Here is a 25,248-nt window from a genome sequence, read left to right as displayed (position 1 = left end):
CTATCCAACCATGAACGTAACCATGATCGGTGCCGGCTACGTCGGCCTTGTGTCCGGTGCCTGTTTCGCCGAGTTCGGCGCCAATGTCACTTGTCTCGATGTCGACGAGGACAAGATCCGCCGCCTCGAGGAGGGGGGTATCCCCATCTACGAGCCGGGCCTGGAGGATCTGGTGACGCGCAACGTGCGGGCCGGCCGCCTCGGCTTCACCCTGGATTTCGAGCAGGCCATCCCCGGGGCCGACCTGGTGTTCATCGCCGTGGGTACCCCCACCCGCCGCGGTGACGGCTACGCCGACCTCAGCTATGTCTACGGTGCCGCCAAGGACATCGCGCGCTACATGAAGGGCTATACCGTGGTGGTGGACAAGTCCACCGTGCCCGTGGGCACCGCGCGCCAGGTGCGGCGGGTGATATCGGAGGCGAATCCCGAGGCGGATTTCGACGTCGCCTCCAACCCCGAGTTCCTGCGCGAGGGTGCCGCCATCACCGATTTCATGCGCCCCGACCGGGTGGTGCTCGGGGTGGAGAGCGAGCGGGCGGAGGCACTGCTGCGGGAACTCTACCGGCCCCTGAATCTCATCGAGAGCCCCATCCTGGTGACGGGTCTGGAGAGCGCCGAACTCATCAAGTACGCCTCCAACGCCTTCCTGGCCACCAAGATCAGCTTCATCAACGAGATGGCCACCCTGTGCGAGCGCGTGGGGGCCGACGTTCACGCGGTATCCAAGGGCATGGGCATGGACAAGCGCATCGGCGGCAAATTCCTCCATCCCGGCCCCGGCTACGGCGGTTCCTGCTTCCCCAAGGACACCCTGGCCCTGGTGCGCATCGCCCAGGAACACGGCTCCTCCGTGCGCATCGTGGAGACCACGGTGGAGGTCAATGCCGCCACCAAGGCGCGCATGGTGGGCAAGATCCGCGATGCCCTGGGGGGCAGCGAGGCCGGCAGGACCATCGCGGTGCTGGGCCTCACCTTCAAGCCCGAGACCGACGACATGCGGGACGCACCGGCCTTGTCCATCCTGCCCATGCTGCTGGAGAAGGGGGCGCGCATCCGTGCCCACGACCCCGAAGGCATGGAGGAGGCGAAGAAGGTGCTGCCCCAGGGGATTGAGTACATGGACGACCCCTACGCCACGCTGGAAGGTGCGGAAGCCCTGGTGATCCTCACGGAATGGAACGCCTACCGCGGCCTCGACCTGGAGCGGGTCAAAGGCCTCATGGCGGGCAATGTGTTCGTGGACCTGCGCAACATCTACGAGCCGGAGCACATGCGCGAGCTGGGCTTCGCCTATACCTGCGTCGGGCGGTCGTGAGGGGTTCTGCGCCATAGGGGCGCCCCCGGCGCGAACCTCATGGCGGTGGAATGGGCCATGGCGACGAACCGAAACCGACAGCTGGCGAGGGTTTGGCGCCGGCCCTTGCCAACCTACCCCGGCTGCCACACCATGATGCCTGTGCAGGCATGATGAGGGGGTGTTGATGGGTCCCGGCAGGAATACCCCGGCGCAGGCCGGGACCCCTTCGAAGGGGCTTAGCCATGGGCAACTCTCGGGGTTGGAAGGGGTATTTCGGACGTATCCGGAAATCACGGCGGTCTACCTGTTCGGCTCCCATGCCGAGGGCAGGGCCCGCCCCGACAGCGACCTCGATCTGGCCCTGGTGGGCCCGCGCGAAGTGCTGGAGGCCCGCAAGCTCGATATCCTCGCGGATCTGACTCGGGCCGGCTTCGACCGCATCGATCTGGTGTTGCTGGAGGGGGCCGATCCGGCCCTCGCCTTCGAGGCCGTGCGTCCCAACAGGCTCCTGTACGCCCGTCCCGATTTTGACCACGGCAGCTTTTACTCCCTGACCCTGCGGGAGTACTTCGACTTCGAGCCCTACCTGCGCATTCAGCGCGAGGCCCTCAAGAGGAGACTTACCGGTGGTCAGGCCTGAGGTCATCCGCAGGCGCCTGGAACGGTTGTCGCAAGACCTGCAGGTGCTGGAGCGCCTCGCGCGCTACGATTTGGATGAGTTCATGGACGAGCCTGAGCACTATGGCAGTGCGGAGCGTTTCCTGCAGTTGTCCCTCGAGGCCTTGTTAGACATGGGCAGTCATGTCATCGCCGACGAGGGGTTGGGTATGGTCAACCAAAGCCGTGACATCCCGCGATTGTTGTGCGAGAACGGCTATATCGATGCCGGCCTCGAGACCCGATGGATACGCATGATCGGATTTCGCAACTTGCTCGTGCACGATTATCTGGAAATTGACCGCAAGAGGGTGCATGCAATTTTGCGGGAAGGACTGGATGACCTGCGCACCTTGCAGCGCGTGTTCGCGCAGTTCTTATAGGAGGGATAAATCCGATGTTTGCGGGCAAATCCCCCATCACAGACCGCCGCATCCGCTTTGCCGTGGTGGGCTGCGGGCGTATCGCGGGCAAGCATTTCGAGGCCCTGAAACAGCACCGGGACAATGCCGAGCTGGTGGCGGTATGTGATGATCAACCCCAGCGGCTGGAGGCAGCGGTGGCCGAGACCGGGGCCAGGGGCTATGGTTCGCTCGCCGAACTGCTGGCCGGGTCGGACGCCGACATCATCGTGCTGGCCACCCCCAGCGGGCTTCATCCCGCCCAGACCATCCAGATCGCCGAGAGCGGCCGCCATGTCATGACAGAGAAACCCATGGCCACCCGCTGGCGCGGTGGGCTGCGCATGGTGGAGGCTTGCGACCGGGCGGGGGTGCGGCTGTTCGTGGTCAAGCAGAACCGGCGCAACTCCACGTTGCAGTTGCTCAAGCGGGCCATGGAGCAGAAACGCTTCGGGCGTATCTACATGGTGCAGATCAACGTCTTCTGGTCCCGCCCCCAGGAATACTACGACCAGGACGCCTGGCGCGGCACCTGGGAGTTCGACGGCGGAGCCCTGATGAACCAGGCCAGTCACTACGTGGACCTGCTGGACTGGCTCATCGGTCCCATCGCCGACGTCCAGGCCATGACGGGGACCCTGGCGCGGGATATCGAGGTGGAGGACACGGCGGTGATGAACATCCGCTGGCGCTCCGGGGCGCTCGGCAGCATGAGCGTGACCATGCTCACCTACCCGAAGAACCTGGAGGGCTCCATCACCATCATCGGCGAGCAGGGCACGGTGCGGGTGGGGGGCGTGGCGGTGAACGAGATCCAGCACTGGGAATTCGCCGACGCCCACGAGGACGACGCCCTGCTGGAGCAGGCGAGCTACGAGACCACCTCGGTCTATGGCTTCGGCCACCCCCTCTACTACGACAACGTCATTCGCGTGCTCCGCGGCGAGTTGGAACCGGACACCGACGGCCGCGAGGGCCTGCGCTCCCTGGAGCTGCTCATCGCGGCCTATCTCTCGGCGCGGGACGGCCAGCGCGTCTCTCTGCCGCTGCAGTACTGACGCCATGGACTACCAGGTTCATGAAACGGCCATCGTCGATGCGGGTGCGCAGATCGGCAGGGACACCCGCATCTGGCACTGGGTGCATGTGTGCGGCGGCGCCGTCATCGGCGCGAGCTGCTCCCTGGGCCAGAACGTCTTCGTGGGCAACCGGGTGGTCATCGGCGACCAGGTCAAGATCCAGAACAACGTCTCCGTCTACGACAACGTGACCCTGGAGGACGGCGTCTTCTGCGGACCGAGCATGGTGTTCACCAACGTCTACAATCCCCGTGCCGAGGTGGAGCGCAAGGCGGAGTACCGGGATACCCTGGTGCGCCGGGGCGCCACCCTGGGGGCCAATTGCACCATTGTCTGCGGCGTCACCATCGGCCGCTATGCCTTCGTAGGGGCGGGGGCGGTGGTGACCCGGGATGTCCCTGACCATGCCCTGGTGGCCGGGGTACCGGCCCGCCACCTCGGTTGGATGAGCCGGTACGGCGAGCGGCTGGATCTGCCCCTGGGCGGGGATGGTGAGGCCGAGTGCGGCCACACCGGCGAGCGCTATGCCCTGGTGGCGGGCGTCTGCACCCCGGTAGACGGCAACGACTGAGCCCCGCCCTGACGGGTTCCCCGGCCGCCAACTCCCAAGGAACATCCATGCAGTTCATCGACCTGAAGACCCAGTACGAGACCATCAAGGCGGACGTGGACCGGCGCATGGCGGAGGTCCTCGCCCACGGCCGGTTCATCATGGGCCCGGAGGTGGTCGAACTGGAAGAACGCCTGGCGGACTATGTGGGCGTGAAGCACTGCATCGGTGTCGCCAGCGGCACCGACGCCCTGCTCATCGCCCTCATGGCCCTGGGGGTGGGGCGGGACGACGAGATCATCACCACACCCTTCTCCTTCATCGCCACCGCCGAGACCATCGTGCTGCTGGGGGCGCGGCCGGTGTTCGTGGACATCGACCCACGTACCTACAACCTGGCCCCGGCCCTCATCGCGGCCGCCATCACCCCCCGCACCCGGGCCATCATGCCCGTCAGCCTCTACGGCCAGTGTGCCGACATGGATGCCATCAACGCCGTCGCCACCGCCCACGGGCTGCCCGTCATCGAGGACGGGGCCCAGAGCTTCGGGGCCACCTACAAGGGCCGGCGCTCCTGCGGCCTGTCCACCATCGGTGCCACCAGCTTCTTCCCCTCCAAGCCCCTGGGCTGCTATGGCGACGGCGGCGCCTGCTTCACGGATGATGACGATCTGGCCACGGCGATGCGGGAGATCCGGGTCCACGGCCAGGACCGGCGCTATCACCACCCGCGCATCGGCATCAACGGCCGCCTGGATACCATCCAGGCGGCGGTGCTGCTGGCCAAGATGGCGGTCTTTCCGGGGGAGGTGGAGGCGCGGGCCCGCGTCGGTGCCCGTTATTCGGAATTGCTCGCAGACGCCGACTGTGTGACCCCCCACATCGAGGAGCACAACACCAGCGTCTACGCCCAGTACACCCTGCAGGTGGAGCAGCGGGAACGGTTCGTCGCCGGCCTGCAGGAGGCGGGCGTCCCCGTCGCCGTCCACTACCCCGTGCCCCTGCACGAACAACCGGCCCTGGCGGGCCGCAGCCGCGTGGCCGGGGAGCCGGCCCAGGCCGCCGCGGCGGCGCGGCGGGTGGTGAGCCTGCCCATGCATCCCTTCCTGGCCCCGGCCGCCGTAATGGCGGTGGCGGAGGTCGTAAGGAGTCGGCTGGCTCCCTGAATCGCCCCTGAGCAGGGGTGGTCCAAAAGGTTGCGGCCCGCCCCGCCCGACCCCTGATTCAGCGCGTAGGTTGGGGTGAGGAACGAACCCCAACATGACCATGAATCTGAGAAAGACCCGTTGGGGTTCGCAAGCTCACCCCAACCTACCATGCCAGATAACTCCAACATACAAGGTCGGGCTTCAGCCCGACACCCGACGATGCGGGTTCCAACCCGCCGCGGGGTGTGGGCGTCGGGGCTGGGATGTCGGGATGAATCCCGACCTACATTCGTGCCGTTGGAACGGGCGGTGGGGGGTGTCGGGCTTCAGCCCGACAGCCCGCCGATGGGGATTCCAGCCCGGCGTTGGCGGCATGGGGCGCGGTCGGGATGTCGGGATGAATCCCGACCTACAACCGTGCCCTGGGAACGGGCAGCTGCAGGTCGGCTGCTCTTGGCAGCCGACGGGATCCCGGCGGGTAGCGGGCGGGATGTCGGTTGCCGGGAGCAACCGACCTTCTGTGCCGCTGGAACGGACCTAGAGGTGGGGATGTCGGGATGAATCCCTACGGGCTGAATTGGTGTTGCGCATGATGTGCGATGCCGGCGGCGCCTGGTGGGCCAGCCACTCTTTTGCCGTCATGAGCCTGGGGTTCCAGGGCCGCCGACTGCGACGCATGAAGCGCGCGCTGGAGGCCGTGGGTGGAGGGTGGCCGGTCATAGGGCCGAAGCCGCCTTTTGCCCACGGCGAGCACCCCGGGGTAGGATCCTTGGCCGTTTCCGCAGATGAGTATTCTGGTGTCCCGCAATCCGCCCATTACCCCGGAGGCCATTACTGCCCAACTGCTCAAGGATGAATGCGGCGCCGGTGCCTATGAGCGTGGCCTCGGCTATTTCCGCCAGGGTCGCACCGTCATCGAGGATATCGAGGTGGACGAGGAGGGCGGCTTCATCCTGTACTCCACCAGCCGCGGCAGTGGCGGCCACTTCTATGACCAGGTGGTCATCCTCAACTCGGATCCGCGCGGCCCCATCATCGACGGCGCCTGCACCTGCCCCGTGGAATACAACTGCAAGCATGTGGTGGCGGTCTGTCTGGCCTGGAAAGACGAGAGGTGGAGCGATTACGACACTTCAGGGGCGTTCGAGCGCTGGCTGGACCGCTTGGGTGACGGGCGTGCCCCGCAGGACGAGCCATCGGGTGAGGCGCTGCTATACATCCTCTCCACCGCCCGGGAAGGGGGGACGGTGGTGGGCTTCGTCGTGGCCAAGCGCAAGGCAGACGGCCGGTGGAGCAAGGGGCGTAAGGCGCCACAATCGATCGTGGCCCCCCACTTCAGTTCGAGGCACCAATATTCGGGGCCCCGATATATGTGCCCGGAGGATACGGAGATCATGGCCCTGCTGCGGGCGACCGAACCCGTTATCTGGAGTGATACGGTCGTCTTGCGCGGTGCCGCGGGTCACGCGGCCCTGATGTTGATGGCCAAGAGCGGCCGCGCGTTCTGGGACGCCGAGCGGCAGCGGCCCCTGTGCCCCGGCGAGCCGCGCCAGCTGACCCTGGCCTGGGAGGAACTGCGGGACGGCTACCGCCTGGGGCTCAAGATGGAGGGCGAGGGGGAGATGGTGGTCGTGGATCCTCCCTGCTATATCGACCCCGGGCGACCGACGGTGGGTGAGTTGCAGTTGCCACAGGGGGTCGATGCCGAGAGGCTTGTCCTGCTGGCCCAGGCGCCGGACGTGAACAAGTCCGAAGCCGAGCGTATCAGCCGTCGACTGGCACTGGAGCTTCCCGAACTACCCACCCCCACGCCCGTCGCCGTGGACGAGATCCACGGCCCCCCCACACCACGGCTCGCCCTGCACCTCGATCCGGAACGGCCATGGGACGACGCCATGACCCTTTCCTTCCGTTATGGCGACCATGAGGTCGAGGCCGGCGAGCCGGCGGCGCTGATCACCCGGGAGCAGGAAGGGCGACTGCAACGCATCCACCGCGACCCGGCAGCCGAGGCCGCCGCGGGCGAGAGGCTGCTCGACAGCGGGCAGGTGATGGGAGCGGCGCGGGCCGGGCGCTTCGCCCTGCGCGGCGAACGGCCCGAGCATCCTGTCGCCATGGGGGTGTGGTTCCGCTTTCTCGAGGCCGTCGTGCCCGGACTCGAGCAAGATGGATGGATCGTCCTGCAAGTGGCCCGCAATGTCCTCACACTGGACCACGCCGAGGTCATCGACGCCGAGGTGGAGTCGTCGGATAACGACTGGTTCAGCCTGCGCTTCGACCTGGAGGTGGACGGCAAGCGGCTGCCCCTGCTGCCCCTCGTGAGCGAGCTTCTGGGGGATTATCGGCCCGGGACGCTGCCCCAGACCCTTTATCTGGACGCCGGCGGCGGCCACTATGTCGCCGTGCCGGGCGAGCGCCTCGAGCCGGTGCTGCAGACCATCGTGGATCTCTTCGATCGCGACCAGGGCGATGGCGAGGGCCTGCGGCTGTCGCGTCTCGACGCCCCGCGCCTGCTCGAGTTGGGAGAGACTCGCGTGCGTGGCGGCCAGGACCTCCAGAAGATGGCCGAGCGGCTGCGCGACTTCGACGGCATCAAGCCCGTCGAGCCACCCACCACCTTCCACGGCGTGCTGCGCCCCTACCAGCAGCGCGGGCTCGACTGGCTGCAGTTTCTGCGCGAGTACCAACTGGCGGGGATCCTCGCCGACGACATGGGGCTGGGCAAGACGGTGCAGACCCTGGCCCATCTGGCGGTGGAGAAGCGCGCCGGGCGCATGGATCGGCCGGCCCTTATCGTCGCCCCCACCAGCCTGATGGGCAACTGGCGGCGCGAGGCGGCGCAGTTCACGCCCGAACTCGAGGTGCTGGTGCTCCAGGGGCCGGGACGGGACCGCTACTTCGATACCATCGGCGACCATGACCTGGTGCTCACCACCTACCCGCTGCTGCCCCGGGACCGGGAGGTGCTGTTGGAGTGGCACTGGCATTATCTCATCCTCGACGAGGCCCAGCAGATCAAGAACCCCAAGTCCCAGGCGGCCCAGTTGGTGCGGGCGATGAAGGCCGACCACCGCCTGTGCCTCACCGGCACCCCCATGGAGAACCACTTGGGGGAGCTGTGGGCCCAGTTCGATTTCCTGCTGCCCGGTTTTCTGGGTGATCAACAGGGTTTCGCGCACCGCTACCGCACCCCCATCGAGAAGCAGGGGGATGGCGACAAGCTCGAGCGCCTGACCCGTCGCATCGCCCCCTTCATGCTGCGGCGCACCAAGGGCTTAGTGGCGGGCGAGTTGCCCGCAAAGACCGAGCTGCTGCGCACGGTGCCCCTCGAGGGCAGACAGGCGGCCCTCTACGAGAGCATCCGCCTGACCATGGAGAAGCGGGTTCGGGATGCCATCGCCAACAAGGGGCTGGCACGCAGCCATATCACCATCCTCGATGCCCTGCTCAAGCTGCGCCAGGTGTGCTGCGACCCCCGCCTGTTGCCGGCGGGGGGCAAAGGGACCAAGGACGCCGGTTCGGCCAAGCTGGAGATGCTGATGGAACTGCTGCCGGAGATGCTCGATGAGGGGCGGCGCATCCTGCTGTTCTCCCAGTTCACCACCATGCTGGGGCTGATCGAGAAGGAGCTGCAGGGGCGGGACATCCCCTACGCCAAGCTCACCGGCCAGACCCGCAAACGCGAGGAAGCCATCGAGACCTTCCGCAGCGGCGCGGTGAACCTGTTCCTCATCAGCCTCAAGGCCGGCGGCGTCGGCCTCAACCTCACCGAGGCCGACACCGTGGTTCACTACGACCCGTGGTGGAACCCGGCGGTGGAGACCCAGGCCACCGACCGCGCCCACCGCATCGGCCAGCACAAGCCGGTATTCGTCTACAAGCTCATCACCGAGGCCACGGTGGAGGAGCGGATCCTCGCCCTCCAGGACAAGAAACGGAAACTGGCCGACAACATCTACGGCCGGGGCAAGAAGGCCCGGGAGCTGCCCATCGACGCCGAGACCATCGAGTCCCTGCTGGCGGGGGACTGAATCTTCGGTTTCCGTTGGAACATCGGTAGACTGTAGGGCAACGCCCGAGGAGGTCGCCCCCAGGAGGTCGCACCATGATGCCGCCGTTGCCCAGCCGCACAACAGCCCTTACCGTCCCCGAGTACCTGGAGGGGGAGCGCGCCAGCGAGATCCGTCACGAGTATATCGACGGCGAGGTCTACGCCATGGTCGGCGCCAGCGACCGCCACGGCCTGATCGTCAACGCCCTGGCCTTCGCCCTGACCCCGGCCGCCCGTCGCGGCCACTGCCAGCTCTTCACCTCGGACATGAAGGTGCGCCTGGAGATCGGCGACCAGACCCTGTTCTATTACCCCGACCTGCTTCTGACCTGCGATGCCGACGACCGGGAGCGTTATTATCGTGCTCGTCCCTGCCTCATCGTGGAGGTGCTCTCCGAGACCACCGAGCGCATCGACCGGCGGGAAAAGCTGTTGGCCTACCAGACCCTGCCGAGCCTCCGGGAGTATCTGCTGGTGGCCCAGGACGAGCGCCACGTCACCGTCTACCGCCGGCGCAACGGCTGGCGCGCCGAGTATTTCAGCCAGGGGGACATCGCCCTCGACTGCGTGGACGAGCCCCTGGCGGTGGAGGCCATCTACACCGATGTGGAACTTGATGCCGGAGGGTAAGCCGTGGTGACCGCAGTAGACTCCCGTTGCCGCCTGCCAGGGGTGTTGCTATCGTTCCTCCCATGACCTCGCCTATTCAGCTCTACGAAGCCCTTTCCTCGGCCCCGGACGACAAGACCCGGGCGCGGATCATCGCCGAGGCCTTCGAGCGCATGGAGGAGCGCTATCCGGAGGTCAAGGACTTGGCCACCCGCACCGCGCTGAGCGAGACAGAACTCCGCCTGCAGAAAGAGATAGAGATCACTCGCAAAGAGATAGAGATCACTCGCAAGGAGATCGCCGAGGTAGAAGGTCGGCTGCGCCTGGAGATCGAGCAGGTGCGCAAGGAGATCGCTGAGGTAGAAGGCCGGCTGCGCCTGGAGATCGAGCAGGTGCGCAAGGAGATCGGCGAGACGGAGGGCCGGCTGCGCCTGGAGATCGAGCAGGTGCGCCAGGAGATCGCCGAGGTAGAAGGCCGGCTGCGCCTGGAGATCGAGCAGGTGCGCAAGGAGATTGCCGGAGTGGAAGGCCGGCTGCGCCTGGAGATAGAGCAGGTGCGCAAGGAGATCGCCGGAGTGGAAGGCCGCCTGCGCACCGACATCGCCGAGTCCAAGGCCTCCATTGTGCGCTGGGTGGTGAGCCTGCTGGCGGGCCAGACCGTGGTCCTCATCGCCGCCCTGTTCGCCATCGCCGGGCGATGAGCGCCTGCGCAGTAAGACGTAGGAGCCCAGCCCCCTGGGCGATAGGTAGGAGCCCAGCCCCCTGGCCAATGCCCCCGGTTGTAGGATGTAGGTTGTAGGAGGCCAGCCCCCTGGCCGATTGGTCGGTGGGGTGCGATTGACAAGATGAATCGCCGAGAGGGCTCGGCTCCCAGTGCGTCCGTGGAGGCGCATTTTCTGCACGGTGAGAGTCCGTGTCGGGGTAAGCCAAGGCCCCGTAGTCGAAGGTAACTGCGTCGTCGCGAGGCGGGGTGGAGAGCAACCGGAGGCGAACTGGCGGTCCGTAGGATGACGAACTCGATTCGGCGGTACGGGACGGCGAGCCCGCTAGGAGAAGGTGAAGCCTGAAAATCATCGGATGCGCTGGGATTGGCGTGGAAAGCGACATTCGGGTCCCCTCCGTGGTTGGAGACGGAACGCTGGGAAGGAAATGCGAGAGAAGCGGGGAGACCTGACCGCCGTGGTGACGGTGGGCAGGAGTCAGAGCCTTCGTAGTACTGAACGGTTCTGCTGCGGTCATGGCGAGGTGCTGCGGAAACGCGGACCCAAGAGCTGGAGGGCGTCCTCCGCCTAAAACCGTGGGTGGTGCCGGGAAAGCGCGAAGAACAGAAATCGCGCCGAGGGAAGGGAGGCAGGAAGGTGGATGGGTGAAGTCTGGAGGAGGTGAGCGCGTATGCAAAGGGTCGAGAGTGTCTCGCAAGAGGCTAAGCCAGACTCGTCCAACCCGGTGGAATGGCCGTGGGTGGACCGCACGATCTGGACGGAGCGCATGTTGGCGGCGCTGGGTAACGGCGTCCAAGGGACGAAGTGGTTCAGTCTGATCGACAAGGTGCATCGCCCCCAGACCCTGGAACGGGCGTGGCAGGATGTGCGGGCCAACCGGGGTTCAGCGGGGGTGGATGGCCAGAGTGTGCAGCGTTTTGAGGCCCATGCCGAGCGGTATCTGGCGGAGTTGGGAGAGGCGCTGGGAATTGGACGGTACCGACCGGATGCGGTGCGTCGGGTGGAGATTCCGAAGGGGACAGGGACGCGTCCCCTGGGCATTCCGACGGTGAAGGACCGGATTGTGCAGGCGGCGATGAAGCGGGTGCTCGAGCCGATTTTCGAGCACCAGTTTTTGCCGATGAGTTACGGGTTTCGCCCGGGTCGCGGGTGCAAGGATGCGCTGCGGGAAGTGGATGGGCTGGTTCGGGAGGGCTACACCCATGTGGTGGATGCCGACCTGGCCCAGTACTTCGACACCATCCCGCACGAAGCGTTGATGGCCCGGGTCGAGGACCGGATCAGCGATGGTCGGATCCTCGACCTGCTGCGCGCCTGGTTGCGCCAGGACGTGGCGGCGGAGATAGCGCGCTGGACGCCGACCCGGGGCTCGCCCCAAGGGGCGGTGATCAGTCCGTTACTCGCGAATCTGTACCTGCACGGGCTGGATGTACACATGACCCAGCGCGGCTATCGGATGGTTCGGTATGCTGACGACCTCGTGATCCTGTGTGCCAGTCCGGACGAAGCCCAGGAGGCGCTGCAGGAGTTGCGGCACTGGGTGGAGGCCAATGGTCTGCAACTGCACCCGGAGAAGACCCGTGTGGGGGATTGCCGGCAGCCCGGGGAAGGCTTTGAGTTTCTGGCTCTTCAGGAAAATTTGTGGGTAAAAACGTAGATAACTAGCACTCCAGGGATGCAAATTTAGATTTTATTAGGGGAAGCGCATCCTGCTCCCTAACTCTGAGATGATGGAAGTACGACCAACCGTCAATCAGAAAAAAGGAGCGAGGATGCAAGTCAAGACTATCCTTAATCGAGTCCAGAAATTCAAATCTTTTGTGTACGGCGCCATCCGTTGGGTAGATGGCACGGAGGTGCCGACAATCGAGGCCGAACTCCACCCTCGCGGTAATGGGCGGCCGGAGTGCTCGAGGTGCGGCCGGCGCAGGCCGGGTTACGACACATTGCCGGTTCGAAGATTTGAGTTTATTCCGGTGTGGGGTATTAAGGTGTTTTTTCTCTATGCGCCACGCCGCGTCGACTGTCCAAGCTGTGGCATCGTGGTGGAGCGGATGCCTTGGGCCGAAGGCAAACATCGCCTGACCGAGGCCTATGCCTGGTTTCTGGCGAGCTGGGCCAAACGCCTGAGCTGGAAGGAAGTCGCTGAAGCCTTTCGCACCAGTTGGGACCATGTGTTCTGCTCGGTCGAGATGGCTGTCACCTGGGGCCGGGAACATAGAGACCTGTCGGGCATTAAAGCTATTGGTATCGATGAGATCCAATGGCAGAGGGGCCACAAGTACCTCACGCTGGTTTACCAGATCGACGTTGGCTGTAAACGGTTGCTGTGGATCGGCAAGAAACGGAAGGTCAAAACTTTGTTGGGATTCTTCCGGTGGCTTGGCAAGGAACGAACCGCCGATTTGCGCTATATCTGCAGCGATATGTGGAAGCCCTACCTGAGGGTGATCGCCAAGAAGGCGGGAGGTGCACTCCACATCCTGGACCGGTTCCACATCATGGCGCACTTGAGTAAAGCGATCGATGAGGTGCGGGCCGGGGAGGCCAAGGAGCTGAAGAAAAGAGGCTACGATCCGGTACTGACGAAGACCCGCTGGCTGCTGCTCAAGCGTCCGGAGAATCTGACGGAGAAACAGGAGACCAAACTGGCGGATCTGCTGCAGTACAATTTGAAGTCGGTCAGAAGCTATCTGCTCAAAGAGGAGTTTCAGCTCTTCTGGTCGTATCAGTCGCCCTATTGGGCCGGTGAGTTCCTGGATAAGTGGTGTACGAAAACGATGCGTTCCAAGATTGAGCCGATGAAGAAGGTGGCCCGCATGCTGAGAAACCATCGGCCCCTGCTGCTGAACTGGTTCCGGGCAAAAAAGCAGTTTTCGAGCGGCATTGTCGAAGGTTTCAATAACAAAGCGAAACTGACCACCAGAAAAGCATATGGCTTCAGGACTTATCATGCGGCAGAAATCGCTTTATATCATGCGCTTGGAGCATTACCTGTCCCGGAAACCGCCCACGAATTTTTCTGACGAGGCGAGTTTCTCGGGTACCGGTTTGAAGCGGGACGGCGGTGGGTACGCAAGAAGAGCCGCAAGGCCCTTTACGACCGGGTCCGGGCCAAAACCCGGCGCAGTCGTGGGGATTCGCTGGCGCGGATTGTGGCCGACCTGAACCCGATGCTGCGTGGCTGGTTCGTGTATTTCCAGCACGCGCACCCGTGGACCTTTCCTCGCGTGGACGGTTTTGTCCGACGTCGATTACGGGCGCTGTTGCGCAAGCAGCAGAAGCGCCCGGGAGCGGGTCATTGTCAGTCCGACCATCTCCGCTGGCCGAACGCGTTCTTCGCTGCGGCTGGGCTTTTCACCATGACCGAAGCCCGGACGTTGGCGAGCCAATCCCGATGAGGTAACCACCGACTGGAGAGCCGTGTGCGGGAGAACCGCATGCACGGTTCGGAGGGCGGGGAGGGTCACTCCTTCCCGACCCCTATCTGCACAAGTGACACAAGCCGGAAGAAGAACAACATGCGTGAGTTCAGTATCCGGGAAATGCGGGCCTGCCTCGGGCGCCTGGCCCGTGTGGTCGAGGAGGCGGGCGAAGTCATCGTGACCCGGCAGGGTCGGGCCATCGCCCGGGTGGTTGCGGTGGCGCCCCGCAAGACCCGGCCGGACTATGAGGATCTGCGCAGCCGTATGCCACGGCTCGCCACCTCGTCCGCGGACCTGGTCCGCAAAGAGCGCGATGAGCGTTGAGGGCCCCATCTATCTGGATACCAGCGCCCTGGCCAAGTGGTATCTCAACGAAGCGGGTTCCGAGGACTTCGTTCGTTTCGTCCAGGCCCTGGATGTCGGGGTGATCAGCAGCCTGACCCGCACCGAGATGCGCTCCCTGTTGGCCCGGCGCCGGCGCATGAGCGAGCTGGACGCCACCCTGGAGGCGGTCATCTACGCCACCTTTCAGGATGACGTCTCCAGTGGTCACCTCACCAAGGGGCATTCGGGACACTAAAACTCCGTTGCCGCCCGTCAAGGGTGTTGCTATCGTTCATTCCATGACCTCGCCTATTCAGCTCTACGAAGCCCTCACCTCGGCCCCGGACGACAAGACCCGGGCGCGGATCATCGCCGAGGCCTTCGAGCGCATGGAGGAACGCTATCCGGAGGTCAAGGATCTGGCCACCCGTACCGCGCTGAGCGAGACAGAACTCCGCCTGCAGAAAGAGATAGAGATCACTCGCAAAGAGATAGAGATCACTCGCAAGGAGATCGCCGAGATAGAAGGCCGGCTGCGCCTGGAGATCGAGCAAGTGCGCACCGGCATAGCCGAGTCCAGGGCCTCCATTGTGCGCTGGGTGGTGAGCCTGCTGGCGGGCCAGACCGTGGTCCTCATCGCCGCCCTGTTCGCCATCGCCGGGCGATGAGCGCCGTTGCCCCCCGCCGCCGGCCCTAAACGAGCGTTTGCGCGAGCCATGGCCGGTCGCTTGAATTCATCCCTGACAAGACGGTCCTTCCAGCGAACACCGGTCACCAGCCGGCGAGGGCGTGGCAGGATCTGGACCAACTGAACAGGGGGTCAGAAACGGGCGAACAGGTTGAAGTGCAACCGTCCATCATAGCGGTCGGTTTCCTGCGCACCGTTTAAGACCTTGGCGGCGTCCACAGCGAGGGTGAGACGAGTTTTCCAGTGCCAGCGCAAGCCGACGCCCGCGCTGGAGACACTCTCGGTGCCTTTAACCCCCGCGACGGTACGCTCCCGTTCCAGCCAGCCGTGGTCCAGGAATAGCAGGCCCTCGAGGTTGCTGCTCAGCTCCGGCGCCCAGGCTTCGAGATTCACGCGCACGCCGTTGTCCCCGGAGATCTCCCGTTCCTCGAACCCGCGCACGTTGGTCGCGCCCCCTAGACCGAACTGCTCCCCGGAGACGAGGGTCTCGTTTGCATACTGGGCCGCCAAACGCCCGCGGAACAGCCAATCGCTGGGCAGTTGACGCTCGATATCGGCAGTGACGCGCAGTGCATCCCAACTGGAATGCCCGAAACCGTTCGTCACCGCCTGGTAATCCCGGTCGTCGTTGTGATTGCCGCTTTGCAGATTGCGGTGATAGCCGACATCGAATCCGCCGTTCCAGGGGGCGCCGTCCCAGCGCCCGATGTAGCTCAAGGAAACCGGCCGGGTGCGCACATCACTGCCGATGGTTAACGGTACTCCCTGAAACGTGAGCAGCGAGTCGTCCTCGAACAGCTTGTCCTGAATCTGCGCCCGCACCTTGTGCCGATAATTACTCTGGGGGTTCAGGGTATATTCAAGGTCCGCTCCCTTGAAACGGCCGCTGCCACTCACGTCGAAGAACTGGCCGATCCGACCCTGGTCCACTTCGGAGTCCGTATAGAACAGGCTGAGCGCCAAATGCTGCTCGTATATCGGGATGCGGTAGTGGACACCTCGCTGTTTCACTTCCCCCGCGTGGCCCGGAGAGGTCGTGTAGCTCAAGGTCAGGGCATGGTCCCTGTCAAACAGGTTGCTGTGCTGGTATCCCACCGCGAGACGATTGTGGCCAGTCTCTTCAGAGCCTGTATTCGACAACGAGGCGAAGATCTGCCAGGGACGGACGTCCCTCGTCTCGATGCGGGCGTCGATGAAACCCGGGGTATCGCTTTCCTTCAGGAATACCCCCACGCGTTTCGACGGGTGCTGGTTTGCCAAGTCGGCGGATCGAGAGATCGCCAGGTTGTCCGGAACTTTGCCGGGAACCAGGGCAGGCATACTGGCAAGGATGTTGTCGTCACCGAAAAACCGGTTTCCGGCCACCTGAACGTCGCGAAGCTTGAACGCGAGCACTCGGAGGGTAAAAACACCGCCCTCGGCCCGTTGCGGCGGGACGATGACGCGATGGAAGGCGTAACCACGCCGTTGCAGTTCGACCTCCAGGGCCTGGGATGCCGCATCGATACCGGCCAGACCCTCATGGATCCCCGTGTAAGGGGTGAGAATGCCTTCGGTGACGGCCGGCTCGAGGGGGTTGTCTCCCTCCACCTGGTAACGCTCCACGGAGAAGGACAGCGGCGGCGGGGCGTCCTCGGCGAACCCCTGGGGAGATGCCAGGGCCGCACCGACAGACAGGGCGAGGGCCATGGCGCGGTGGAATTGGCGGCTCATCGGATCTGACACGGCTCCATGTTCTTCCGGGCATTCGGGTCGGCGTCAGGCAGAGGAACGTTCTGCATGAAATCGACCGGTAGCTGGTCTTGCGGAATCGTCTGGGGCGGTGCGCCGGGGGCTGCATGGGCAGCCTCACCGGCGCTTACTTCCAGTTGTCCATCCTCAGTCTCCAAGGTGACTGCCCCTTCGTCCACCTTGACGAAAAGCTCGGCCTCCTTGTCCTTTTTCTTCGAGGGCGCCTTGTCGCCGGTTTCCCCGTTGTCCTTGCCGAAGACCTGCTTGCGTCCGAACTCCGGCTTGTCCGGCCGCGGGCCCTGTTTCTGCTGGAGGTCCTTGGGCAGGCCCGGGACCTGGATGGGAGGCGTGAAAACGGACTTGGCGAAGAACGTTTCGCCCTCCTTGACCTCGGATTTCTTTCCGTTCTGATCGAGGACGATGCCCCCTTCCCAGACATCAAAAAACATACCGTCCTCCGTATCTGACTGTCCTGCGGGTTCTCCCTCAGAGGTGAAGCACTTGCCTTTGCAGATTCCGTCAAAGCCCGTGCCGCGGATGCCTATGGTCGCCACCGGGGTGGCCACCCGGAACCGTTCCCGGTTGTCGCGGGCCACCAGACCGGTCAGTACGCGCAGGCCACCGCGCACGAAGCGGAACAGCAGGCTGCTCTTCTCGGGCTCCTGCTCGCGATACTGATACTGTTCCACCACGAAACGGGACTCGCTTTGCAGCGTTACCCGGGTGTCATCCCGGAATACCAGCACTGCCACGCTGTCTGAACTGGTTTCCACCACGTCCCCTTCATAGAGTCGGGCGCGTCGCCCCAACGCCTCGCGCCGCCCGCTCCGCACGGCGAATACCTGGCCACTGAGAAAGGCCACGCGGCCTGCGTCTGCCGCCGATTCCGCCGTTTGGCACTCGCCGGCTTCGCACAGGCGCGCATCATAGCGGGTGCCACGAATCCCGATGGTTGCCACGGGCGTACGCAAGCGGTAGGACTCGGGCCGGGACTTGCCAATAAGACCCGTGAGGGTTCTGAGGCCGCCCTTGAACAGGCGCAACAGGGCGCTGCTTTCGTTGCCTTCAAGGTCGTGGACGTACTCCTCCACCTTGAAGGCCGTGCCAGGTCGCAGCGTAACCTTGCCATCATCGATGAAACGGACGGCCACGTAACCGTTATTGCTGGTGGTAATGACGTCTCCCCGTTTTACCTCGTCCCCTCGCCCCAGGAAGCGGGGAAAGGCCTCCGCCTCGCCCTGGGCTGTGACGGGGCCACGCACGAACAACACCTCGCCCACTCGCGCCTCGGCGAGGCCGGAGGTGAGCCCGGTCAATACCACAAACGCCAAAGACGCCAGCCGCACGGTCCCCCTCCGCCTCATGTGAGCCATATAATCTGCTTCTCCAACGTTGGGTCCCCGTCTCGATTAACGTGAAAGTCGCGAAACACCATCTCCCCCTCTCCCTCTGGGAAAGGGATGGGGTGAGGGAACGAACATGGCGATACGCGATCCTCTTTTATCATTTCGGGTGGCGCGTATCGCCATGAGAGTTATCAGCGCCAGGTTTTAACTCGCTTTATAGCTTATTTCCTTAGCCAATTGAAATCGTTTTGAATCTTTCGTTGATTTCAATCCCCTTCAAGGGCATTCGAGCTCAGCTGCACTCTGGCACCTTGCGTTTGGTCTTGGTGCCCTTGTGGTCGCCCTCACCGACGGTGGTTTCGATGCGCTCTCGCTGCCCGTCCTCATCGTCCCCTTCCTCGCCGTAGGCCCAGTCCAGTATATCGTCACCCGTGTCGAGGCCGTCGTCGCCCGCCAACTCGTCGCCCGGCAGCGCCCCGGCGAATCGCTGCTGGTCGAGCGACACAATCTCCGAGGCGGTCTCCGAAGCCGTGTCCGACGTCGTCTCAGTCTCACCTTCCGGACTACCGCCACTGGCCCCTGGAAAGAGCGTCACCAGGTATTGGGCCGGCATCGCCGCCAACGGTGTACCCGTCATCTCGAAACCCGCCGGCGCCACCAGCGTGGCAAAATCACCCGACAGCGCGCCCCCCGCGCCGATGAGTTCGAACTCACTCCCTGAGGCCGGCGCAAACCCATCCAGGGTCGTCACCAGCAGGAGGCCCCCCAGGGCCACGTCCCCTGTCACGTCCAGAAAGTCGTGGTCGATGCCCTGTTGCGTGCCCGCTAACTCCATGCTCAGCGTGCCGTCAGGACCCTGGACGTAGTCTCCTTCCACCGTCAATGTCCCCGGCGAAGCCCCCGGACTCACAATGCCTCCGGTGTTGCGCAGCTCCGCGGCAATGGTCCCCGTGCCCCCGAGGGTACCGCCACTGAGGGTGATGACCCCGTCAAGGTTAATCAGCCGTCCCCCGCCGAACATCACGATCGCGCCGTCGAACACCACATTACCCCCGTCGAAGACGACCTCGCCTGCATTAAGAATGCGCGCGCCCTCGGCAAATGTGGTCGAGGCCCCCAGCGCAAGCTGCGTGCCCGCGGCTACCCGGAAAGTGCCCGTCTGGACGAGGCTGCCGGTGCCGGCGGCGGACAAGCCCCCCGCACGCAGATCGATGGTACCCGCGTTGCGCAGGGTGCCGTTCACCCCGACCTGGCCCGCGCCCGTCTTGATGAAGGTGCCCGTGTTGTCGAACCCGGTCTCCGGCCCAAACACCGCCGTGTTGCCCGAGGCATAGGCCGCGTTGATAGTGCCCTCGTTGCGCAGCGTACCGCTGCCACCAAGCTGCCCACCGTCACTCCAGAAACCCGTGCCCCGGTGTACCACGGCTCGGTTGAGCAGCATCGAGCCGGTGAGGTTCAGCCCCCCCTCGGCCAGCAGCCGCCCACCGCCGCCGCCGAGGGTTCCCCCGGCGAGCCGCGTGAGACCGGCAACCGTCACGTCTCCATCACCCTGGACCGCACCACCGGCCAGACGCAGCGCCCCCACCGACGTCGGACCGTCGAGGATGAGCACACCGCCGGTCAGCACCGACAGGCTTGACAGGAACGCGGCGTCGTTGGCCACTGTCAGGGAGGCATTGCTGATCTCGAAGTCGTCATCCACTTGCAGGCTGTCCAGCACCAGCGGGCCAGAACCGGCCAGCGACACCGTTACCCCCGCCGACACCAGCACCCGGTCCGCATCCCCGGGCACCGCGTCCCCGGTCCAGTTGGCACCGTCCGTCCAAGTGCTGCCGTCACCTCCACCGTCCCAGCACAACGTCGCCACCGGGCAGTCCGATACCTGCTCCAGTGCAATCACCCCGCCTCCGCTGAGCCCCAATAGATCAAAGTCCGCCGGCTGGTTCAATACATCGCTAAACGAGCCCCCAACGTTCCCATAGGTCACCAGTTCGAAGGTGCGGCCTGTTGGGTCGAAGCCCGGGTCCAGCTGCAGCTCCAGGGTGCCCCCCAGGCTCGCCGTCCCCGAGACCTGCAACTGGTCATGCCCGGTGGTGCCCGGTTCCACGCCCGCCACCTCCAGCAGCAACCGTCCTCCGGGGCCCTGATCATAGTTGCCCTCGATGGCCAGGATCCCCGTCGACAAGCCCGGAGAGACCGTACCCCCCGGGTTGTCCACGTTGCCCACCACCGTGCCCGTGCCCTGCAACAGACCGGACGAGAGCGTCAAGCCGTTGGCAAAGGTCACGGTGCCACCGTCCACCTGTACCGTGGCGCCGTCCACACCCGATGTGCCTGCACCCCCGACATCGGCCCCATCGGCAAAGGCGTGCACCCCCCCCGTGAGTACCACATTGCCCGCCGTGACCTGGAACGCCCCCGAGTGCGCACCGCCGCCGGCGAGGAAGATGTCGTCTCCCGCATCCGCGTCCAAGTCGCTCCACGTGCCCCCTTCGTTGTCCACCGGGACCGATACGATCACGGGCCCCCCCAGCGTCTTCTCCACCAAACCCGAAGCCAGATTGCGCAGCCGCCCAGTGCCCTCCAGGCTGCCCGAGCCGTTGAGCAGCAGTGTCCCGGCATTGGCCAGGGTGGTGTCGAGCGAGCCCCCCAGCCACCTCACCGTTCCCGACGTCGCGAGTTCACCCGAGCCCTGCAGGCTCCCGGCCAGCAGATCCACGTCCACCGCCGTCGACGACCCGTTGAGTTCGAGCGTTCCGCCATTCACCGTCACCGGCCCCGTAAACTCCGCCGCACCGGAAATCGTCAGCGACCCTCCGGAGAACAGCAGATCCTCGGCCGAGAACACGCTCGAGATGGTGTGACTCCCATTGTCCACCACCACCGAGGTGCCCCCGCCCAGGTCGATGAAGACCTCGTCCGCGGCATCCGGCAACGTCAGCAGACTCCAGTTCTCCGCCGTCGTCCACAAACCATCCTCGCCATCACCCGTCCAGCAGATGGAGCCCCCGGTGCATCCTTCCCCCTCGGAAGCCACATTCAACTGGACCAGCGAAGGCCCCTGCGAGAGGTCCACGGTGAAATCCGCCGGCTGGTTCACCGTCGCAAATTCAACGTCGCAGCCGCTCCCACAGGTCATTACGTCGAAGGTGTCCCCCAGCGCCGCGACGAAGCCTCCAGCGGCGTTCAGATCCAGGGTTCCCAGATCCTGGGCGCTGCCCGTCGCGTTGAGCACCCCGGTGATCGCCAACTGGTCGTTGTCCACACCGGGGATCCCGCCACTGCCCGCCAGGTCGATGTCCAACTGGTTCCCGTCGCCCCAGTTCACATCACCGTCGATGGTCAGTACCCCCACGCCCTGAGTGGCCAGCCCATCCACCGGGATGAATGTGCCGCCCGCCGTGTCGAGGGTGCTCACCGCCAGGGTGCCCCCGCCAATGACCGTGCCGCTGTTGGACATGCCGCCGAACACCTCGCCGTCCGAGACCGCGAGACTGGCCCCTGCCTCCACCTCCACGCCGCCACTGTTGGAAAAGCCGGGCCACAGCGCCAGCGTTCCGCTGTCCACGCCCACCGTGCCAAGGTTCTCCACCACGGGGGCGATGCTGGCCGTGCCGGCGCCGGAGGTCTTGCGCAGACTGCCCTCGGAACCAACGATGATCCCACTGCCGCCGAGGGCACCGTCCGTCAGAGAGAGGTCCCCCTGGATCTCGAAGGAGTCGTTCAGGTTTATGGTCCTAAGGCTCCCCGGGGCGCCGAGTTCCAGGCCGCCGCCGGACCACACCACGGCGCCTTCGCTCACCCAATCGCGCGCGAGGGTCTTGAGGCCCGTAGTCAAATTGACACTGCCCTGGGTGGTCAGGGTTTCACCACCCGACCCCTCCGCGATGTCACCGCCTGCCCAATCGAAGGCCCCGGAAACGACAAAATCGGCGGTGCCCCCCAGGGAGCCTGACACGACCCGCAGGCTGCCAAAGGTGGCGTCGTCCCCGTTCAATGCGACGATCACCTCGTCCACCGTCACGGCGCTGGTGCTGAAATCGATATCGTCGAACACCGTCACGTCGTCGTTGAGGATCACCGCGGCCCCGCTGACCGTCAGATCATCGAGATGGGTAGCGGTCGCTTCACCGCCGTTATTGTCGACCAGCCCCAGGGACACGAGGCTGTCGCCGGCCCCGGATTCCGCGCGGATCACCAGACTGGAGGAAAGGGCGGTAAGGGCCGCGTAGACATTGACCGGGGACAGGTCCACGGTGGCCGCCGGGCCGTCATTGCCGTCATCGGTGTCGATAACCACGGGACCGGTCAAGCGGCCGCCGGCGCCGCCGGAGACGGAGAAGGCGGCACCGCTCTCACTGTCCAGGGCGATGTCCCGGTTCAGGGTCACCTCACCCTGCTGGGCGGGAGTACCGTCGGGGTTGCCGGCGGAGAGGGTCAGGCTTCCAAAAAAGGCGCCGCCGGCGCCATTGACCTCACCGAGGGAGATGTCCCCCGCCACCCCCTCGGGGGCGGTGGTGGAGGAGTCCAGGGTCAGGCTCAATCCCGCGGTCTCGGCCGATACCTGGTCTCCCTGCAACGGGACCAAGGCGATGGCGCCGGCGTCGCCATCGTTCCCCTGCTCGGTATCGATCAGCAGGTCGGTGGGGGCGAAGACGTTCCCGTTGAGACTCACCGTGCCGCCGTCCGTAAGGATCTGTCCGCCGAAGACTCGCATCGCACCCTCTGTGCCGTTACCGATGTAGGTCAGGCTCTCAAGGTAGGCGCCGGCGCCGTCCCCGTTGCCGACCGTATTCACCGAGAAGTCCCCCACCGCAGCGTTTAGATGTGCCGTGTCGACACTCAGGCTGCGGCCGGGGATATCGCCGTATACATCGGCGAACTGGAAATCGACGTCCCCCGCATCCTCACCAATGTTGTTTCCCTGTTCGGTATCGATGGTCACGTCATTCCCTGCCACCACCACCGCCGATCCCGTTCCGGCGCCGTTTCGGAACGTGAAATGAGCGGGGGTGCTGCCATCGTGATCGAGAAAGATGTCATCGTGTAAGAACAGTCGTCCCGGCGTATTACCGCTGGCGCCGGTGGACGTGTCCACGTCGAGAACATTCACGAAACTGCCCCCGGCGACGTCGTCGAATCGCCCGAGGCGCACCTCTCCGGTATCGTGGGGACCGGCCACCCGGGTCGACAGGACGAGAGAGTGATTGCCCCCGTTCGATGACACGGGGCCGGCGCTCAAGTCGATCAAGCCGGAAGGGCCGTCGTCTCCCAACTCCGTGTCGATTAGGGTGTTTTGGTTAAGGACCACGCGGTTGCCCAGGAAGACATCGCCGCCGTCGGTGTGGATCACGGCACCCGAGCCGGCGTCATGGTCCAGGTCGACGATACCCGTTCCATCATTGGTGGAGAGGTTGATCGGGCCGCCGACCACCCCGGAGGTGTCGAGGGGCGCTCTGACGTTGATCCCGCCACTTCCGGTTGGGGTACCCCCGGGGTCATTGGCAGAGAAGGCGATTGAGGCGGCAGCGATGCCTGCCCCCGTAGCCACGGTAATATTGTTTCCGGCGCGGGCGAGGAGGGCGTTCCCGCCCAAATCGAGTGCGCTGGCGAAGGTGATGTCGTTATCGGCCTGCAGGATGATGTCGCCGCCCACCGCCACCAACTGGTCTGGGGTGACGTTCCAGGGTTCGACCTCGGGCGTGTCGTCGAACGAGATGGCGCCGTCGCTGTCGCCGTCGCCGCCGCCCGCCCCGTCCGCGCCGTCTGCATCGGAGACCACGATGTCCGTGGGGTCGAACAGCACCGTGCCCACCTCGCCGAGGGGCGCCGCGGTGGAGATCTGCCCGCTGAACGCCAGCCCCGCCTTGCCCGAGACCTCCACGAAGCCCCCGTCTCCACCACCGGGGCCTCCCCTGGCGCTGATGGCCCCGGAGGCCCGGGTCGAGCCGTCGGCCCACAGGATGACCCGCCCGCCGTCGCCCGAGACCGTGGCATCGGCCTTCACGACCGCGTCCGGACCCAGCACCGTCTGCGCGGCATTGGCCACCGCCGGGTCCTTGCCCTGGAAGCCGCCGCCCACCCGCACCTCGCCACCCCCCGCGGCACCCGAGGCATCCACCTGGGCCGACCCGAAGAGCCCCACGCGCTTACCCAGCAGCCGGACATCCCCGCCGGCCCCCTCCGAACCCGTGGCCGCCACCCGGCCCGCCACCACCGCGTCACCACCCGTGCTCTCGACGCGCACCGCGCCCCCCGCCGGACCCGAGGCACTCACCGTGGAGGCCGCCAGCAACTCCACATTGCCCCGCGCCTCCAGCACCACGACGCCCGTCTCATCCACCGAGAGGCTGTCTGCGCGGATGTCCCCCGCGTGCTCCAGGCTCCCCGCGAAGGCGCGCACCGCACCCCCCCTGGCCAGCAGCTCCCCCAGGTTCACCACCCGGTCCTCCGGCGCCTGCACCTCGAAGTACACCCCGCCGGCGCCCAGGTCCGTGATGGTCACCCTGCGGCCCGCCGCCAGCAGGATGTTCCCCCCTTCGGCAACTACGGCGCCGCTGTTCCGGATCTCGGGGGCAATCAGGTACACGTCCCCACCGCGTGCCCGGATGAGCCCTGCGTTCTCGATGGCCCCCGGGTCGTCGCCCTGAAACGCCAGTTTCCCGGCGAGGAAGTCCTCATCCGAGATATTGAGCGTCGAGGCCACCAGTCCTGCCGTGTCCACCACCGCGTCGGGGCCGAACACGATGCCGTGAGGATTCACCAGGAACACCCGACCATTGGAATGCAACTGCCCGAGGATCCGCGATGGGTCCGAACCGGTGACCCGGTTCAGCACCGCACTGTCTGCATGCTGCTGGAGGAAGCGGGTTAACTCGCCCCGGGCAATGGAAAAGCCCTGCCAATTGATGATCGCGCCAGGACTGTTGGTGACGGTGAGCGCCCCGCCCTGGCGCGCAAAGCTCGCGCTCCCATGTATCACATGGGGATCCAGAGGATTGGCCATGGCCGGGCAGGCGGTCAGAACGCCCACAATGAACCCCAACCCCAGACTGTGCCGAGAACTCATGGATCCCCCCCCTTGCTGTAATCCTATTACGGACGATTGACGCTACGCCAATCTTAGGCCGAGCAACAAAAAAAATCTCCTTGAACGTGAAACTCGCTAAGCACGAACTCCCCCTCTCCCTTTGGGTGAGGTACAAACCCCAACAGCC

The 25,248-nt window shown here is 65.1% G+C and carries 16 protein-coding genes and 2 pseudogenes; 15 read left to right on the top strand and 3 right to left on the bottom strand.

The window, feature by feature from the left end; genetic code table 11:
• Positions 1-10 precede the first annotated feature (10 nt).
• From U5S82_00860 to U5S82_00790, 15 genes and pseudogenes are all read left to right on the top strand, one after another.
• Positions 11-1,318 carry a UDP-glucose/GDP-mannose dehydrogenase family protein gene (locus tag U5S82_00860; GenBank protein MDZ7750221.1) on the top strand — a complete coding sequence of 436 codons (1,308 nt, stop codon included), beginning with the start codon at positions 11-13 and terminating at the stop codon, positions 1,316-1,318.
• A 241-nt stretch (positions 1,319-1,559) separates the two neighbouring features.
• Positions 1,560-1,940 carry a nucleotidyltransferase domain-containing protein gene (locus tag U5S82_00855; GenBank protein ID MDZ7750220.1) on the top strand — a complete coding sequence of 127 codons (381 nt, stop codon included), beginning with the start codon at positions 1,560-1,562 and terminating at the stop codon, positions 1,938-1,940.
• Positions 1,927-2,340 (top strand): DUF86 domain-containing protein, encoded by a 414-nt coding sequence (locus U5S82_00850; protein ID MDZ7750219.1) that lies wholly within the window; start codon positions 1,927-1,929, stop codon positions 2,338-2,340. The genes U5S82_00855 and U5S82_00850 overlap by 14 nt, the downstream gene beginning before the upstream one ends.
• A 14-nt stretch (positions 2,341-2,354) precedes the next feature.
• Positions 2,355-3,416, top strand: a complete 1,062-nt coding sequence (locus U5S82_00845) for a Gfo/Idh/MocA family oxidoreductase (GenBank protein MDZ7750218.1) — start codon at positions 2,355-2,357, stop codon at positions 3,414-3,416.
• Positions 3,417-3,420: 4 nt separating this feature from the next.
• Positions 3,421-4,008 carry an acyltransferase gene (locus U5S82_00840; protein ID MDZ7750217.1) on the top strand — a complete coding sequence of 196 codons (588 nt, stop codon included), beginning with the start codon at positions 3,421-3,423 and terminating at the stop codon, positions 4,006-4,008.
• Between the two features lie 47 nt (positions 4,009-4,055).
• Positions 4,056-5,153: a DegT/DnrJ/EryC1/StrS family aminotransferase gene (locus U5S82_00835; GenBank protein MDZ7750216.1), complete on the top strand. Its 1,098-nt coding sequence runs from the start codon at positions 4,056-4,058 to the stop codon at positions 5,151-5,153.
• Positions 5,154-5,920: 767 nt separating this feature from the next.
• Complete coding sequence (locus tag U5S82_00830) at positions 5,921-9,166, top strand: DEAD/DEAH box helicase (GenBank protein MDZ7750215.1); 3,246 nt, start codon at positions 5,921-5,923, stop codon at positions 9,164-9,166.
• 77 nt (positions 9,167-9,243) lie between these two features.
• Positions 9,244-9,816, top strand: coding sequence for a Uma2 family endonuclease (locus tag U5S82_00825; protein MDZ7750214.1), 573 nt, complete (start codon positions 9,244-9,246; stop codon positions 9,814-9,816).
• A 62-nt stretch (positions 9,817-9,878) separates the two neighbouring features.
• The gene (locus tag U5S82_00820) at positions 9,879-10,496 is read left to right on the top strand and encodes a DUF1640 domain-containing protein (protein ID MDZ7750213.1); all 618 of its coding nucleotides are present in this window, start codon (positions 9,879-9,881) and stop codon (positions 10,494-10,496) included.
• A 691-nt stretch (positions 10,497-11,187) separates the two neighbouring features.
• A complete protein-coding gene (gene ltrA, locus U5S82_00815; protein MDZ7750212.1) occupies positions 11,188-12,174 on the top strand; it encodes a group II intron reverse transcriptase/maturase in 987 nt (328 codons plus the stop codon).
• A 115-nt stretch (positions 12,175-12,289) separates the two neighbouring features.
• On the top strand, positions 12,290-13,543 hold the full coding sequence (locus tag U5S82_00810) for an ISL3 family transposase (GenBank protein MDZ7750211.1): 1,254 nt from the start codon (positions 12,290-12,292) through the stop codon (positions 13,541-13,543).
• Positions 13,544-13,618: 75 nt separating this feature from the next.
• Positions 13,619-13,918 (top strand): annotated as a pseudogene (locus tag U5S82_00805) (group II intron maturase-specific domain-containing protein).
• A gap of 120 nt (positions 13,919-14,038) precedes the next feature.
• Positions 14,039-14,266: a type II toxin-antitoxin system Phd/YefM family antitoxin gene (locus tag U5S82_00800; GenBank protein MDZ7750210.1), complete on the top strand. Its 228-nt coding sequence runs from the start codon at positions 14,039-14,041 to the stop codon at positions 14,264-14,266.
• Positions 14,256-14,489: pseudogene (locus U5S82_00795) on the top strand (type II toxin-antitoxin system VapC family toxin). The gene U5S82_00800 and the pseudogene U5S82_00795 overlap by 11 nt, the downstream one beginning before the upstream one ends.
• A 76-nt stretch (positions 14,490-14,565) precedes the next feature.
• Positions 14,566-14,934: a DUF1640 domain-containing protein gene (locus tag U5S82_00790; protein MDZ7750209.1), complete on the top strand. Its 369-nt coding sequence runs from the start codon at positions 14,566-14,568 to the stop codon at positions 14,932-14,934.
• 152 nt (positions 14,935-15,086) lie between these two features.
• Here the strand turns inward: U5S82_00790 and U5S82_00785 are convergent, their stop codons facing one another.
• The 3 genes from U5S82_00785 to U5S82_00775 all read right to left on the bottom strand — a co-directional run bounded on the left by U5S82_00785 (position 15,087) and on the right by U5S82_00775 (position 25,064).
• The gene (locus tag U5S82_00785) at positions 15,087-16,667 is read right to left on the bottom strand and encodes a ShlB/FhaC/HecB family hemolysin secretion/activation protein (protein MDZ7750208.1); all 1,581 of its coding nucleotides are present in this window, start codon (positions 16,665-16,667) and stop codon (positions 15,087-15,089) included.
• A complete protein-coding gene (locus tag U5S82_00780; protein MDZ7750207.1) occupies positions 16,664-18,031 on the bottom strand; it encodes a FecR domain-containing protein in 1,368 nt (455 codons plus the stop codon). The genes U5S82_00785 and U5S82_00780 overlap by 4 nt, the downstream gene beginning before the upstream one ends.
• Positions 18,032-18,323: 292 nt before the next feature.
• A complete protein-coding gene (locus tag U5S82_00775) occupies positions 18,324-25,064 on the bottom strand; it encodes a filamentous hemagglutinin N-terminal domain-containing protein (GenBank protein MDZ7750206.1) in 6,741 nt (2,246 codons plus the stop codon).
• Positions 25,065-25,248 lie beyond the last annotated feature (184 nt).

It is taken from the genome of Gammaproteobacteria bacterium, assembly GCA_034522055.1.
GTDB lineage: Bacteria > Pseudomonadota > Gammaproteobacteria > JAABTG01 > JAABTG01 > JAABTG01.
Note: the sequence above shows the minus strand (reverse complement) of the source record. Positions and strands in the feature narration are given on the sequence as shown.